This is a genomic window from Mycolicibacter sinensis, from assembly GCF_001667945.1.
GTDB lineage: Bacteria > Actinomycetota > Actinomycetes > Mycobacteriales > Mycobacteriaceae > Mycobacterium > Mycobacterium sinense_B.
Map to the genome: position 1 here is coordinate 14,394 of NZ_LZJK01000155.1, position 13,780 is coordinate 28,173.

11 protein-coding genes are annotated in these 13,780 nt (G+C 71.5%); all 11 read right to left on the bottom strand.

What is annotated here, in order from left to right; genetic code table 11:
* Window positions 1-54 precede the first annotated feature (54 nt).
* On the bottom strand, window positions 55-717 hold the full coding sequence (locus A5694_RS20485) for a cell division protein SepF (protein WP_064924142.1): 663 nt from the start codon (window positions 715-717) through the stop codon (window positions 55-57).
* A 118-nt stretch (window positions 718-835) separates the two neighbouring features.
* On the bottom strand, window positions 836-1,543 hold the full coding sequence (pgeF, locus tag A5694_RS20490; RefSeq protein WP_064924143.1) for a peptidoglycan editing factor PgeF: 708 nt from the start codon (window positions 1,541-1,543) through the stop codon (window positions 836-838).
* A 9-nt stretch (window positions 1,544-1,552) separates the two neighbouring features.
* Window positions 1,553-2,716 (bottom strand): cell division protein FtsZ, encoded by a 1,164-nt coding sequence (gene ftsZ, locus A5694_RS20495; protein WP_064924144.1) that lies wholly within the window; start codon window positions 2,714-2,716, stop codon window positions 1,553-1,555.
* 286 nt (window positions 2,717-3,002) lie between these two features.
* Window positions 3,003-3,944 carry a cell division protein FtsQ/DivIB gene (locus A5694_RS20500; protein WP_082952776.1) on the bottom strand — a complete coding sequence of 314 codons (942 nt, stop codon included), beginning with the start codon at window positions 3,942-3,944 and terminating at the stop codon, window positions 3,003-3,005.
* Window positions 3,941-5,425: a UDP-N-acetylmuramate--L-alanine ligase gene (gene murC, locus A5694_RS20505; RefSeq protein WP_064924145.1), complete on the bottom strand. Its 1,485-nt coding sequence runs from the start codon at window positions 5,423-5,425 to the stop codon at window positions 3,941-3,943. Before murC ends, A5694_RS20500 begins: the two co-directional genes overlap by 4 nt.
* Window positions 5,415-6,572 carry an undecaprenyldiphospho-muramoylpentapeptide beta-N-acetylglucosaminyltransferase gene (gene murG, locus A5694_RS20510; protein ID WP_082952777.1) on the bottom strand — a complete coding sequence of 386 codons (1,158 nt, stop codon included), beginning with the start codon at window positions 6,570-6,572 and terminating at the stop codon, window positions 5,415-5,417. Before murG ends, murC begins: the two co-directional genes overlap by 11 nt.
* Before the next feature lie 4 nt (window positions 6,573-6,576).
* Window positions 6,577-8,091, bottom strand: coding sequence for a putative lipid II flippase FtsW (ftsW, locus tag A5694_RS20515; RefSeq protein ID WP_082952783.1), 1,515 nt, complete (start codon window positions 8,089-8,091; stop codon window positions 6,577-6,579).
* Window positions 8,092-8,096: 5 nt separating this feature from the next.
* The gene (gene murD / locus A5694_RS20520) at window positions 8,097-9,617 is read right to left on the bottom strand and encodes a UDP-N-acetylmuramoyl-L-alanine--D-glutamate ligase (protein ID WP_064924147.1); all 1,521 of its coding nucleotides are present in this window, start codon (window positions 9,615-9,617) and stop codon (window positions 8,097-8,099) included.
* Window position 9,618: 1 nt separating this feature from the next.
* Window positions 9,619-10,698 carry a phospho-N-acetylmuramoyl-pentapeptide-transferase gene (mraY, locus tag A5694_RS20525; RefSeq protein ID WP_064924148.1) on the bottom strand — a complete coding sequence of 360 codons (1,080 nt, stop codon included), beginning with the start codon at window positions 10,696-10,698 and terminating at the stop codon, window positions 9,619-9,621.
* Entirely contained in the window at window positions 10,698-12,206 is a 1,509-nt protein-coding gene (locus tag A5694_RS20530) for a UDP-N-acetylmuramoyl-tripeptide--D-alanyl-D-alanine ligase (RefSeq protein WP_064924149.1), read from the bottom strand. Before A5694_RS20530 ends, mraY begins: the two co-directional genes overlap by 1 nt.
* The gene (locus tag A5694_RS20535; protein ID WP_064924150.1) at window positions 12,203-13,762 is read right to left on the bottom strand and encodes a UDP-N-acetylmuramoyl-L-alanyl-D-glutamate--2,6-diaminopimelate ligase; all 1,560 of its coding nucleotides are present in this window, start codon (window positions 13,760-13,762) and stop codon (window positions 12,203-12,205) included. The genes A5694_RS20530 and A5694_RS20535 overlap by 4 nt, the downstream gene beginning before the upstream one ends.
* Window positions 13,763-13,780: the final 18 nt, after the last annotated feature.

The window sequence follows — 13,780 nt, forward strand, 5'->3', positions numbered from 1 at the left end:
ACGAGGGTGTGCCCGCATCAGCATCGCGCTGACCGGCCCGACTGTCGTGCCAGCCTACCGATAGGCGTAGAAGCCGGTCTCGGCGATGCGGCGGCGCTCCTCCGGCGACACGTCGACGTCGGCCGGCGACAGCAGAAACACCTTGGTCGCGACCTTGTCGAACGAGCCGCGCAGGGCGAAGGCAAGACCCGCCGCGAAGTCGACCAGCCGCTTGGCGTCGGCGTTGTCCATCGACACCAGATCCATGATGACCGGGGTGCCGTCGCGGAACCGCTCGCCGATGGTGCGGGCCTCGCTGTAGTCCTTGGGGCGCAACGTGGTGATCTTCGACAGCGGGCTGCTCTCGTCGAACATCATCGCCATCCGGCGCGGTTCCATCGCCAGGGCGCCGCGGGTGGAACCGCGCAGCGAGGCGAAGCGCGAGCGTTCGAAGTCGCGGGGCCGGTCGAACTCGCGGCTCCGGTACCGCGGGTCGTCGTCGTAGCCGACCCGGTAACCCCCGGGCGCCTCGTCGTAGTCGCGGTCGGCGAAGCGGTCGTCGTAGCGGCCGTCGGAGCGGCCCGCGACGCGGTCGAAGACGTCCTCGGAGAACCGCTCCGCCCGGGGTGAGTAGTCGCGCGACGCGGCCCGGTCATCGCCGTCGTCGTAGTAGTCGTCGTCGTAGTCATCCATAGGAGCCATCCCGAAGTAGGCCTTGACCTTGTGGAGTGTGCTCATCCCTAGACCCTTCTCTGATGACTGTGATGAAGGTGTGACTGAAGTGACTAATAACGGTGACGGTAACGGCCCAGACCGCGCACGCCCCGCAACGACACGCGGACAGGCGCAACCGGTTTCATTCCAGCCACACCAGCGAGGCCAGCCGGCCGGTGCGCCCGTCACGGCGGTGGCTGAACAGCTGCGGATCCGCCGCCGTGCAGCGCGGGTCGATGTCGATCGCTGCGACACCCCTTTCCTTTAATTGCCGGGCGATTCCGGCTCGCAGATCCAGCCCGGGCGTCCCGGCCGAGGTGAGTGTGCGACTACCGGGCAACGCCGCCTCGACTTCGTCGGCCATCGCGGCGGGCACCTCATAGTGCGGCCCGCTGACCGCTGGGCCCAGCAGCACCGAAATGTCGCCGACCTGCGCGCCCGCAGCCAGCATGCCCTCCAACGCACGAACCACCACCCCGTGTTGCGCGCCGACTCGGCCGGCGTGCACCGCGGCGACCACCCCCGCGCGGGCATCGGCCATCAGCACCGGGACGCAGTCGGCGGTCACCACCACCATCGCCAGCCCGGGGACGGCGGTGATCAGCGCGTCGGTCGCCTCGACCGGGGTGTCGCGTGGTCCGTCGATGAGCTCCACGTGATCGCCATGCACTTGGTTCATCCACACCAGGCGATCAGCGCCCAGGCCGGTCGCCTTCGCCAACCGTGCGCGGTTGGTCGCCACGGCCGCGGGATCGTCGCCCACGTGGTCGCCCAGGTTGAAACTGTCGAACGGAGCTGCCGAGACGCCACCGGCCCGGGTGGTCGTCACCCGCCGGACCCGAAAAGCCATGCGGCCGAACTAATGCCGCATGAACGGCGGCACGTCGACGTCGTCGTCGTCGCAGCCGTCATCACCGTTGCGGCCGCCGACGCTGACCGTCGCCCCGTTGGTGGGGGCGGGCACGCTGACCGCATCGACCGGGTCGAACAGCGACGAGGTCACCTTGCCGGCCTGCCCGGGGGCCACCGCGTGCCGGGCCTGACCGGTGGTGCCGGTCACCGGCTTGCGACCCGAACCGGCCGAGTCGAAGCCCGCCGCGATCACCGTCACCCGGACCTCATCGCCGAGCGAGTCGTCGATCACGGTGCCGAAGATGATGTTGGCCTCGGGGTGCGCGGCGTCCTGCACCAGCGAGGCCGCCTCGTTGATCTCGAACAGGCCCAGGTCGCTGCCGCCGGCGACCGACATCAGCACGCCCTGGGCGCCCTCCATCGACGCTTCCAGCAGTGGCGAGTTGATCGCGACCTCGGCGGCCTTGAGCGCCCGGCCGTCGCCGCGGGCCGACCCGATGCCCATCAGGGCGGTGCCCGCACCGCTCATGATGCCCTTGACGTCGGCGAAGTCGACGTTGATCAGGCCGGGGGTGGTGATCAGGTCGGTGATGCCCTGCACGCCGTTGAGCAGCACCTCGTCGGCGCTGCGGAAGGCGTCCATCAGCGAGACCTGGGCGTCGCCCATCTGCAGCAACCGGTCGTTGGGGATCACGATCAGGGTGTCGCAGCTCTCACGCAGCGTGGTGATGCCGTTCTCGGCCTGCATCCCGCGCCGCTTGCCCTCGAAGGAGAACGGCCGGGTGACCACGCCGACGGTCAGCGCCCCGAGCTTGCGCGCGATGCTGGCGACCACCGGCGCTCCGCCGGTGCCGGTGCCGCCGCCCTCCCCGGCGGTGACAAACACCATGTCGGCACCGCGCAGCAGCTCCTCAATCTCGTCCTTGGCGTCTTCGGCGGCCCGGCGGCCCACTTCGGGGTCGGCGCCGGCGCCGAGGCCGCGGGTGGAGTCCCGGCCGACGTCGAGCTTGACGTCGGCGTCGCTCATCAACAGTGCCTGGGCGTCGGTGTTGATCGCGATGAACTCGACGCCTTTGAGGCCCTGCTCGATCATCCGGTTGACGGCGTTGACGCCACCACCACCGATACCCACGACTTTGATGACGGCCAGATAGTTGTGCGGTGGGGTCATCGTTCGTCTTCCTCCCTGGTGGGATTGGATTCCTCTCTGGGGCCTGTCTGCGGAACTCCCGGAACTGCCTTGTTGACTGACCTGGGGCAAACCCTCAACCTCAACCAAAGGCTTAGAGTTATGTCAAGTTGTTCCACGCAACCGCCACAGTAGGGCCGCCGCGGCTGTCACCGGCGCCGACGCGCCGAGACACGCCGGGCGAATTTTCTTGACTGGCGCGGTATTCCCGTCGGGATCCGCGCGTGCCGTGGCGGCCGATTCCCGCTCGGCGACGTGCGGCCGCGGGTTAACGCACCGTGGGCAGGTCCGGACTCGACACGTCGTAGGTGTGTCCGGGCTGGGTGAGCAACGCCGCCAGCTTCTGGGCCTTCTCCGTGGTGCGGTCGGTATTGCCCCAGATCACCACCCGGCCGTCGGCCAGCGTCAGGGTGATCGAGGCGACCGACGGGGCGGCCACCCGGCTGACCTGGGCGGCGACCTCCGGGGCCAGCGCGGTCATCACCTGCAGCGCGGCCCGGCTGGCCGGATCCGTCGGGCCGGGGTTGTCGACGTCGAAGATCGGCAGCATCGCCGGGGGCGGGGCCGTCGCGAAGTCGACGCCGTCCTTGTCGAACAGGTGTGGGCCGTCCGGAAAGTCCTTGAATACCACGGGGACCCGCTCCACCACCGAGATGCCCAGCGCCGACGGATACTGCCGCTGCACCCGGGCGCTGGCCACCCTCCGGATCGCGGCGACCCGCTCGGCGACACCGCCGGTGTCGACCTGCAGCAGCGGGGTGCCGAGCTGGACTTTCGCGACATCGAGCACCTCGTCGCGGGAGACCGCCGCGATCCCGGTCACCTCGATCTCGCGCACCGACATCACCGGCGTGAAGTACAAGACGAGCCCGAGCCCGATGATCACAACCAGCGCGAGAAAGGTGGCCAACGCCATTTTCAGGCCCCGAACGGTGCCCCGCGGAACACCTTTGGCCGGCTCGGACGAGCCTGTTCGCAGCCGCCGCTTGGCCTCCCGGCGGGCTTGCTCGATCGCCTCGGCGCGGGCCTGCGCGGCGCGCCGCTCGGCCCGTTCCCGCCGGGCGCGCCGGCGCGGGCCCTCGACCTCGGCCGGCTTCTCGGCCGTTTCGGTGGCCTCGGTGTCCTCGACGTCAACTGCCTGGGTGTCCTGGGGCGTCTCCTCCGCCGGGTCCTGCGGTGGGACATCCGGGATTTCGGGTGGCACGCTCACAGCACGCCCGGGCGGCCGGGAAAGGTCCGGGCGGCCCGCGCCCGCAGCGCGGTGACGATCTCTGGGCCCAGCACAGTCACGTCGCCGGCGCCCATGGTGACGATCACGTCGCCGGGACCGGCGGCCGCTGCCACCGCTTCGGGAACCGCGGCGAAGTCCGGCAGGTAATGCACCGGAACACTCACGTACTCGGCGACGCTTGCCCCGCTCACACCGGGCAACGGCTGCTCGCGCGCACCGTAGACGTCGAGTACGAAGACCTCGTCGGCGCCGTCCAGTGCGCGACCGAACTCGGCGGCGAACGCCTTTGTGCGCGAGTACAGATGAGGCTGAAACACCACCAGGCTGCGCCCCGTGCCGCGTTCGGCCAGCAAGGTGCGCACCGCGGTCAGCGTCGCGGCGATCTCGGTGGGATGGTGCGCGTAGTCGTCGAAGACCCGCACCGAATCGCCGGTACCGGCCGAACCCACCAACTCGAACCTGCGCCGCACTCCGTCGAACCCCGCCAGGCCGTCGAGCACCGCGTCCAGCGGTGCCCCGACCTCGATCGCCGCCAGCAGTGCACCCAGCGCATTGAGCGCCATGTGCCGGCCCGGCACCGCCAGGCGCATCGCCGCCCGGTGGGTCGATCCGGCCAGCGCGATCTCCGCGACGGCGCCGGTGCCCTGCTGCTCCCAACTCAGCAATGACCCGGCCAGCTCCTGCTGCCCGGGTGCTTCCGTGCCGTAGCGCAGCACCCGGATACCTTGTGCGGCAGTACGGTCGGCTAGCTCGGCGGCGCCGGGATCGTCGACACAGACCACTACCGCCCCGCCCGGGGTGATGCGCTCCACAAACGAGTCGAACACCTGGGTGTAAGCCTCGGCGCTGCCGAAGAAGTCGAGGTGATCGGCTTCGATGTTGGTGACCACCGCCACGTTCGGGGTGTACTCCAGCAGTGAGCCGTCGCTCTCGTCGGCTTCGGCGACGAACAGCGGACCGCTGCCATGGTGGGCGTTGGTGCCGGCTTCGGCACCGGCAGAACCTAATTCGCCCCCGACCGCGAACGACGGATCGAGTCCGCAGTGCTGCAGCGCCACCACCAGCATCGAGGTGGTGGTGGTCTTGCCGTGGGTGCCGGTGACCATCAAGGTGGTGCGCCCGGCCATCAGCTTGGCCAGCACCGCGGGCCGCAGCACCACCGGGATGCCGCGGCGGCGGGCCTCGACGAGTTCGGGGTTGGTCTTGGGGATCGCCGCGTGCGTGGTGACCACCGTGGTGACGCCGCCCGGCAGCAGGTCCAGGGCCGAGGCGTCGTGCCCGATCCGGACCTGCGCGCCGCGGGCCCGCAGCGCGTGGGTTCCGCGGGACTCCTTGGCGTCCGATCCCGACACCAGGCCGCCACGATCCAGCAGGATGCGGGCGATGCCGGACATGCCCGCTCCCCCGATGCCGACCATGTGCACCCGACGCAGCTCCGGCGGCAGTTGCTCAGCGTCCATGCCGGCTCCGAGAGCGCCGGGCGGTAGCGACGTCGAGAGCCACCTCGGCCACTCGCCGCGCCGCCTCGGGATGTCCGGCCAGGGCGGCGGCGCTGGTCATCGCGGCCAGCCGCCCGGCGTCGGTGAGCAGTCCGACGACCGTGCCGGCCACGAAATCCGGTGTGAGCGCCGCGTCGTCGACGAGCACCCCACCGCCGGCGTTGACCACCGGTAGCGCGTTGAGCCGCTGTTCGCCGTTGCCGATCGGCAACGGCACATACACCGCGGGCAGACCGACCGCCGACACTTCGGCGACCGTCATCGCCCCGGACCGGCAGATCGCCAGGTCGGCGGCCGCATACGCCAGGTCCATCCGGTCCAGGTAGGGCACCGCGACATAGGGCGGATCACCCGGGCCGGGCTCCGGCAGCTCCAGGGTGTTCTTCGGCCCGTGCGCATGCAGCACCGAGATCCCTGCCGCGGCAAGGTGTTTGGCGGCCCCGGCCACGGCCTGGTTGATCGAGCGGGCGCCCTGCGAGCCGCCGAAGACCAGCAGCACCCGGGCGTCGTCGGCGAAGCCGAAGTGGGCGCGGGCCGCCGCCCGCAGCGCCGCCCGGTCCAACGTGGTGATCGCGGCGCGGACCGGCACCCCGACCACCTCCGGGTGCGCCAGCCCGCAATCGGCCACGGCCGAAAGCACCCGCGCTGCGCCGCGGGCCCCGACCCGGTTGGCCAACCCGGCACGGGCGTTGGCCTCGTGGATCACCACCGGGACCCGGCCGTTGCCGATACCGCGCGCGGCCAGGTACGCCGGCAGCGCCACATAGCCGCCGAAGCCGATCACCACGTCGGCGGCGGTGGTGCGCAGCACCGCCCGGGTCTCCCGGACGGCCCGTGCCACCCGCAGCGGCAACCGGGCCAAATCGGCGTTGACCTTGCGGGGCAACGGCACCGGGGTAATCAGCTCCAGGTCATAACCGCGCGCCGGCACCAGTCGGGTCTCCAGGCCGCGGGCGGTACCCAGGGCGGTGATCCGGACGCGCGCGTCCAAGGCGCTCAGCGCGTCGGCGACGGCCATCGCGGGTTCGACGTGGCCGGCGGTGCCGCCACCGGCCAGGACCACCGAGATCGGCGCACCGCGGTCGGGCTTGCTGACCGAGTCGTTCACTGCCCTAACGCTGACCTTCCAATGCGCGTGCGCGCCCGCGGGTCGGACGCCGCTCGTCCGACGCCGCCGGGCGGCGTCGGCCGCCTCCATTTTGCCCTGCGCGGCCCGCGCCCCGGCTCGCCGCCCGCTTGGGGGCCTGCCTGGCCCGGCCGCTGCCGCGCGGCCGGGCGGCCGGTTGCGGCCGGGACCGCAGCCGGTCGCGCAGCGCCTCGATGCGGGTCGGTGTGTAGGGCTCCGGCAGCGGCAGCCGCAGGATCCGGTTCATCCGGTCGTCGGCGCCGGCACGCAGCGCCGCCACCGCCTCCGGTTCGTGCCGGGCCGCGTTGGCCATGATGCCGATCATGAACAACGTTGTGGCCGTGGAAGTCCCACCCGCAGATATCAGCGGTAGCTGGATTCCGGTGACCGGCAGCAGCCCGATCACGTAGCCGACGTTGATGAACGACTGGCCGATCACCCACATCGTGGTGGTGGCGGTCAGCAGCCGCAGGAACGGGTCGGCGGAGCGCTTCGCGATGCGCATGCCGGTGTAGGCGAATAAGCCGAACAGGGCCAGCAACCCGAACCCGCCGATGAAGCCGAGCTCCTCACCGATGATGGCGAAGATGAAGTCGTTGTGTGCGTTGGGCAGATAGTTCCATTTGGCGGTGCCCTGACCCAGGCCGTCGCCGAAGATCCCACCGTTGGCCAGCGCGAACTTGGCCTGCCGGGCCTGGTACCCGGCGCCTTGGATGTCGGCGTCGGGATCCAGCCAGGACCGCACCCGGTCCGAGCGGTAGCCCTCGGTCACCGCCATGATCGCGGCGGCGGCGACGATGGCCGCCAGGGAGGTGGTGAACACCCGCAGCGGCAGGCCGGCGTACCACAGCAGCGCCAGCAGGATGATGCCCAGCGAAACCGTCTGGCCCAGGTCGGGCTGGATGACGATCAGCACCAGGGCGACACCGGCGGCGGGCACCAGGGGCACCAGCATCTCGCCCAGCGTCGCGCGCTCCATGCGCCGGGCCGCCAGCAGATGGGCGCCCCAGATTGCGAACGCGATCTTGGCGAGCTCGGAGGGCTGCATGGAGAAGCCGTAGATGACGAACCAGCCCCGAGACCCGTTGGACAAGGTGCCGATGCCCGGGATCAGCACCAGCACCAGCAACACAATGGTGAACGCGTAGCCGGCAAAAGCCGTGCGGCGCATGAACCGTACCGGCATCCGCAGCGCCACGTAGCAGCCGAACAGTCCGATCACCGTCCACAGCACCTGCTTGGCGAAGATCCGCCAGGCCGAGCCGTCCACACCGTAGGACTCCACCCCGGAGGCGGACAGCACCATGATCAGCCCGAGGGTCGTCAGCAGCGCGGCGATGGCGATGATCAGATGAAACGAGGTCATGGGGCGGCCCAGCCAGGCGCCGAACCGGGTGCGCGGTTCGCTCTTGACCGGCTTGTCAGCAGCCGTGTCTTGGGCGGGATCGGCGGCTTCGGCGGCAGCCTCGCGCCGCCGCAGCCGGCCCAGCACCCCGAGCACGCCGATCACACCGAGCCTGCCGCGGATCGCGCGGCGGCGGCAAACGCATCGCCCCGGGCGGCGTAGCCGGAGAACTGGTCGAAGGACGCCCCCGCCGGCGCCAACAGCACCGTGTCGCCGGGCCGCGCGAGCTCACGGGCGGCGGCCACCACCGCCGTCATCACCCGGGAACTCAGCGACTCATCAGACCCTTCAGCTACATGTGCAACACGAGTAACTGGAGACACGGCAGCATCACCCATATCAATATCCTCGCCTGTCACAACGTGGACGACGGGGACATCCGGTGCGTGTCGCGATAACGCCTTGGCAACCTCGCCGCGATCCCGGCCGATCAGCACCGCCCCGGCCAGGTGGCCGGCGATCCTGGCGACGGTCGCGTCGACCGAGGCGCCCTTGAGCAGCCCGCCGGCCACCCAGACGACCCGCGGATAGGCCAGCACCGAGGCTTCGGCCGCGTGCGGATTGGTCGCCTTGGAGTCGTCGACGTACCGGATGCCGTTGGCGACGACGACCAGTTCGGCGCGGTGCCGGCCGACCTGGAACGACGCCAGCGCGTCGGCGATCGCCTCCGGGGGCACGTCCACGCTGCGGGCCAGTGCGGCCGCGGCCAGCGCGTCCAGCGTCCCAACCGGTCCGGGCACCGGTATGGACGACACCGGCGCCAACGCCAGGCCTTCACCGGATGGGCCGAAGGCGCGATCGACCAGCATGCCGTCGACGACCCCGAGCTCGCCGGCCGCGGGCTCACCGAGCCGAAAGCCCACCTTCACCGCGGCGGGGGCCGTATCCAACAGCGCGGCGGCGCGGGCGTCGTCCAAGCCGACCACCGCCACCCGGCCGGCCAGCGCACGCGCCTTGGCGGCGGTGTAGGCGGCCATGCTGCCGTGCCAGTCCAGGTGGTCTTCGGCGATGTTGAGCACCGCGCCGGCCTCCGGGCGCAGCGACGGGGCCCAGTGCAACTGGAAACTGGACAGCTCGACGGCCAACAGTTCGGATTCATGCGGCGGTCCCAGCTTCCGCTCTCCTCCGTCGAGCCTCGCTGAACCGCCGGCCGGCTCTCCCAGCACGTCCAGCACGGGACTGCCGATGTTGCCGCACAACTGAGCGCGTCGGCCCGCTGAGGTCAGCATTGCGTGCAGCATCGACGTGGTGGTGGTCTTGCCGTTGGTGCCGGTCACCACCAGCCAGCGCCGCGGTGGTCCGTACCGGCCGGCCGCATCCAGCCGCCAGGCCAACTCGACGTCGCCCCAGATCGGTACACCGGCCGCGGCGGCGGCGGCCAGCACCGGGGTGCCCGGCGGAAATCCGGGGCTGGTGACCACCAGGGCGTAGTCGGCGATCTGTGGCGCCACCGCAGCCGGGCTCAGCGTGGCGACCCCGGTGTACCGGGCCAGCGCGGCCGGGTCGTCGTCGCAGAGCGTCAGCTGCAGTCCCAGGGGCGCCAACGCCCCCAGCACCGCCCGGCCGGTCACCCCGGCGCCGGCGACGAGCACCCGGGCACCGGGCTCCAGCACACTCAGCATGTCAACCGCCGACCGCGGTGAACCACTCGCCGTAGAACATGGAGACGCCCAAGCCGCAGGCGATGGCCGTCAGCAGCCAGAACCGGATGATCACCGTGGTCTCGGCCCAGCCGGCCAACTCGAAGTGATGGTGGAACGGCGCCATCCGGAACACCCGGCGGCCGGTGCTGCGAAACGCCAGGATCTGCACCACGACCGAGGTGATCTCGGCGACGAAGAGGCCGCCGAGCACCACCGCGAGGATCTCGGTGCGGGTGGTGATCGACAGTCCGGCGATCACCCCGCCCAGCGCCAGCGACCCGGTGTCGCCCATGAAGATCTTGGCCGGGGCGGCGTTCCACCACAGAAAGCCGATGCAGGCACCGGCGGTCGCGGCGGCGATCAGCGCCAAATCCAGCGGATCGCGGACGTTGTAGCAGCCCAGTCCGGGCGCGCTGGCGCAGGCGTTGCGGTGCTGCATCACGGTGATCAACACGTAGGCGGCGCTGACCATCGCCATGGACCCGGCGGCCAGCCCGTCGAGGCCGTCGGTGAAGTTGACCGCGTTCGACCAGGCGCTGACCACCAGGACGACGAAGAGCACGAACACCGCCGCTGGCAGCGTGACGGTGGCGATCTCACGCACGTAGGACAGCTGGGGGCTGCCCGGGGTCAGGCCGGAGCTGTTGCGGAACCCGAGCACCAGCAGACCGAACAAGGTGGCCGCGGTGACCTGCCCGACGGTCTTGGCGGTCTTGTTCAGGCCGAGGTTGCGCGCCCGGCGGATCTTGATCAGGTCGTCGACGAAGCCGACCACGCCCAGCGCGGTGGCCAACCCCAGCACCAGCAGCCCGGAGGCCGTCGGCCCGGTGCCGTAGAACACCAGGCCGGCCAGCTGTGCGGTCAGATAGCCCGCCCAGATGCCGGTCACGATGGCCACGCCGCCCATCGACGGGGTGCCGCGCTTGCTGTGGTGGCTGGCCGGCCCGTCCTCGCGGATCTCCTGCCCGAACCCCTGCTTGGTGAAGACCCGGATCAGCACGGGGGTCAGCAGGATCGCGACCAGCAGCGCGACGCCGGCGGCGACGAGGATCATGATCATCAGCGATCTCCCGCATCGTCGCTGGTCAGGGCATCGGCCAGCGCGGTCAGCCCGGCGGAGTTGGAGGCCTTGACCAACACCACGTCACCGGGGCGCAGTTCGGCGCGTAACAGGGCGAGGGCGGCATCGGCGTCGGGAACCGTACTGGCCCCCCTGTCACCTTGGGCGCCCCAGGATCCCTCCATGACCGCGCCGTGGTGCATCGCGCCCATCGATCTCCCTACTCCGACGACAACAAGACGAGAGACATCTAAGCGCACCGCGAGCCGCCCGATGCGGTCATGCTCGGATATCGCGTCCTCGCCCAGCTCTGCCATCTCCCCGAGCACCGCCCAGCTGCGGCGCTTCGTCCCCGGTTCCTCGCCGCGGGCGATCCAGGCCAGCGCCTGCAACGCCGCTCGCATCGAATCCGGGTTGGCGTTGTAGGCGTCGTCGATCACCGTCACCCCGTCGGCGCGGGTGGTGACGTGCATCCGGTGCTGCGAGACCGGTCCGGCGCCGGCCAGGGCGGCGGCCACCTGCTGCGGCGTCGCGCCGCATTCCAGTGCGACCGCGGCCGCGCACAGTGCGTTGCCGACCTGATGGTCCCCGGACACCCCGAGCTGCAGCTCGGTCTCGACCCGGCCGGCGTGCAGGGTGAAACGCGGGCGGGCCAGCGCGTCGAGCGCCACCGGCCCGGCCCACACGTCGGTGGGCGCCGCGCGGCTGACCCGCACCACCCGGGCGGCGGTCTTGGCGGCCATCGCGGCCACCGCCGCGTCGTCGACGTTGAGGATCACCACCCCGGATTCCGGGACCGCTTGGGCCAGCTCGGCTTTGGTCTCGGCGATCGCCTCACGGGAGCCGAACTCGCCCAGATGCGCCGTCCCGACGTTGAGCACCACCGCCACCTGCGGCGGGGCGATCGCGGCCAGCGCCGCGATGTTGCCGCGATGCCGTGCCGACAGTTCCAGCACCAAAAAATCGGTGTTCTCGTCGGCGCGCAGCACCGTCCAGGGGTGGCCCAGCTCGTTGTTGAACGATCCCGGCGGCGCCACCACCTCCCCCAGCGGCGCCAGCACCGCGGCGATCAGGTCCTTGGTGGAGGTCTTGCCCGACGAGCCGGTGATGCCGACGATCGTGAGCCCGTTTGCCACCAGGGTCTCCGCCACCGCGGCGGCCAGTTTGGCCAGCGCCGCCAGCACCGCGGCGCCGGATCCGGCGGCGTCGTCGTGTTCGAGTGCACCGGAACGACTATCGGATGCGACCGGTTCTACAACGATGGCCGGCACCCCGACCGGGCGGGCCGCCAGCACCGCCACCGCTCCGGCGGCCACCGCCGACGCCGCATGGTCGTGGCCGTCCGACCGCGCCCCGGGCAGCGCCAGAAACAACGAGCCCGCCGTGATGCGGCGCGAATCGAACTCGACCGTGCCGGTGACGGTGGTGCGGGCGGCCTGCTCCGCCGAGATGTCGGCCAGGCGGCCGCCGACGATCTCGGCGATCTGCGTAAGGGTCAGCGCGATCATCGGTGCTGCTCTCGGGCTTCCAGCGCCTGGGCGAGTTCGACGCGGTCATCGAAGGGCTGGGTGCACCCGCCGGCGGTCTGCCCGGTTTCGTGGCCTTTGCCCGCGACGAGCACCACGTCGCCGGGCCGCGCCCAACCCACCGCGTACTCGATCGCGGCCCGCCGGTCACCGATCTCGACCACCTCGGCGGCGCCGTCGGCGGTACCGGCCAGGATGGCCCGCCGGATGTCGGCCGGGTCCTCGCCGCGCGGGTTGTCGTCGGTGACGACGACGAGGTCGGCCGTTTCCGCGGCGATCCGGCCCATCGGGCCGCGCTTGCCGGGGTCACGGTCGCCGCCGGCGCCGAAAACCACGGCCAGCCGCCCGGCCGTGTCGCGCAGATCCTCGCGCAGGGTCTGCAACACCGCTTGTAGTGCGCCCGGCTTGTGGGCGTAGTCGACCAGCGCCAGGAAACCCTGGCCGCGGTCGACCGGCTCCATCCGGCCCGGCACCCGGGCGTCACGCAGGCCGGGTGCCGCCTGCTCCGGCGACACCCCGACCGTGTCGAGGATGGCCAGCGCCACCAGGCAGTTGGCGACGTTGTAGTCGCCAGGCAGCCCGATGCCGACCGGATGGCGGACCCCGGCGGGATCGACCGCCGTGAACTCCCGGCCGCGCGGGCCGGCACTGACCTGGTCGACTGCCCAGTCAGCCGGCCGGCCGGTCGCGCTGACGGTGATCGGTGCCGTGGCCCGCGCCGCCATCGCCGCGCCGGCCTCGTCGTCCACACAGACCACCGCGCGGGCGGCCCGCAGGGCTGAGGCCGGATCGAACAGCCGCGCCTTGGCCTCGAAGTAGTCGGCCATGCTCGGGTGGAAGTCCAGGTGGTCCCGGGACAAGTTGGTGAACGCGCCCACCGCGAAGCGGGTCCCGTCGACCCGCCCCAGCGCCAGCGCGTGGCTGGACACCTCCATCACCACGGTGTCCACCCCGCGCTGGGCCATCACCGCCAGCAGCGCCTGCAGTGCCGGGGCCTCTGGGGTGGTCAGCGCGCTGGGCAGGTCGACGCCGTCGATGCGGACGCCCACGGTGCCGATCAGTCCGGCGGTACGGCCGGCGGCCCGCAGTCCGGCCTCGACCAGATAGGTGGTGGTGGTCTTGCCCGAGGTCCCGGTGACCCCGATGACCGTGAGCCGCTCGCAGGGGTGCCGGTAGACCTCTGCCGCCAGCTCGCCGAGCACGGCCCGCGGCGACGGGTGAACCAGCACCGGCGTGTCGGGTGCGGTTGCATTCTCCGCGATCTCGGCGGCCCCGGCCCCGTCGGAGAGCACCGCTGCCGCGCCGCGGGCAACCGCCTCGGCCACGAATCGCGCACCGTGCGTCGTCGCCCCGGGCAGCGCCGCGAACAGGTCGCCCGGCTGGACGTCCTGGGCGCGCAGGGTCAGCCCGGTGATCGCCAGCTCCGGCACCACCCCGCCGGTGGCCGTCACCGCCGCGATCCGGGCAGCCAGCGCCGGCAGCGGCGTTCCTGCGCCGACGTCCGGGCGCAATGCGGCAGACACCGCGATCACCTCCATCCGCTCCGGCCAGGTCGT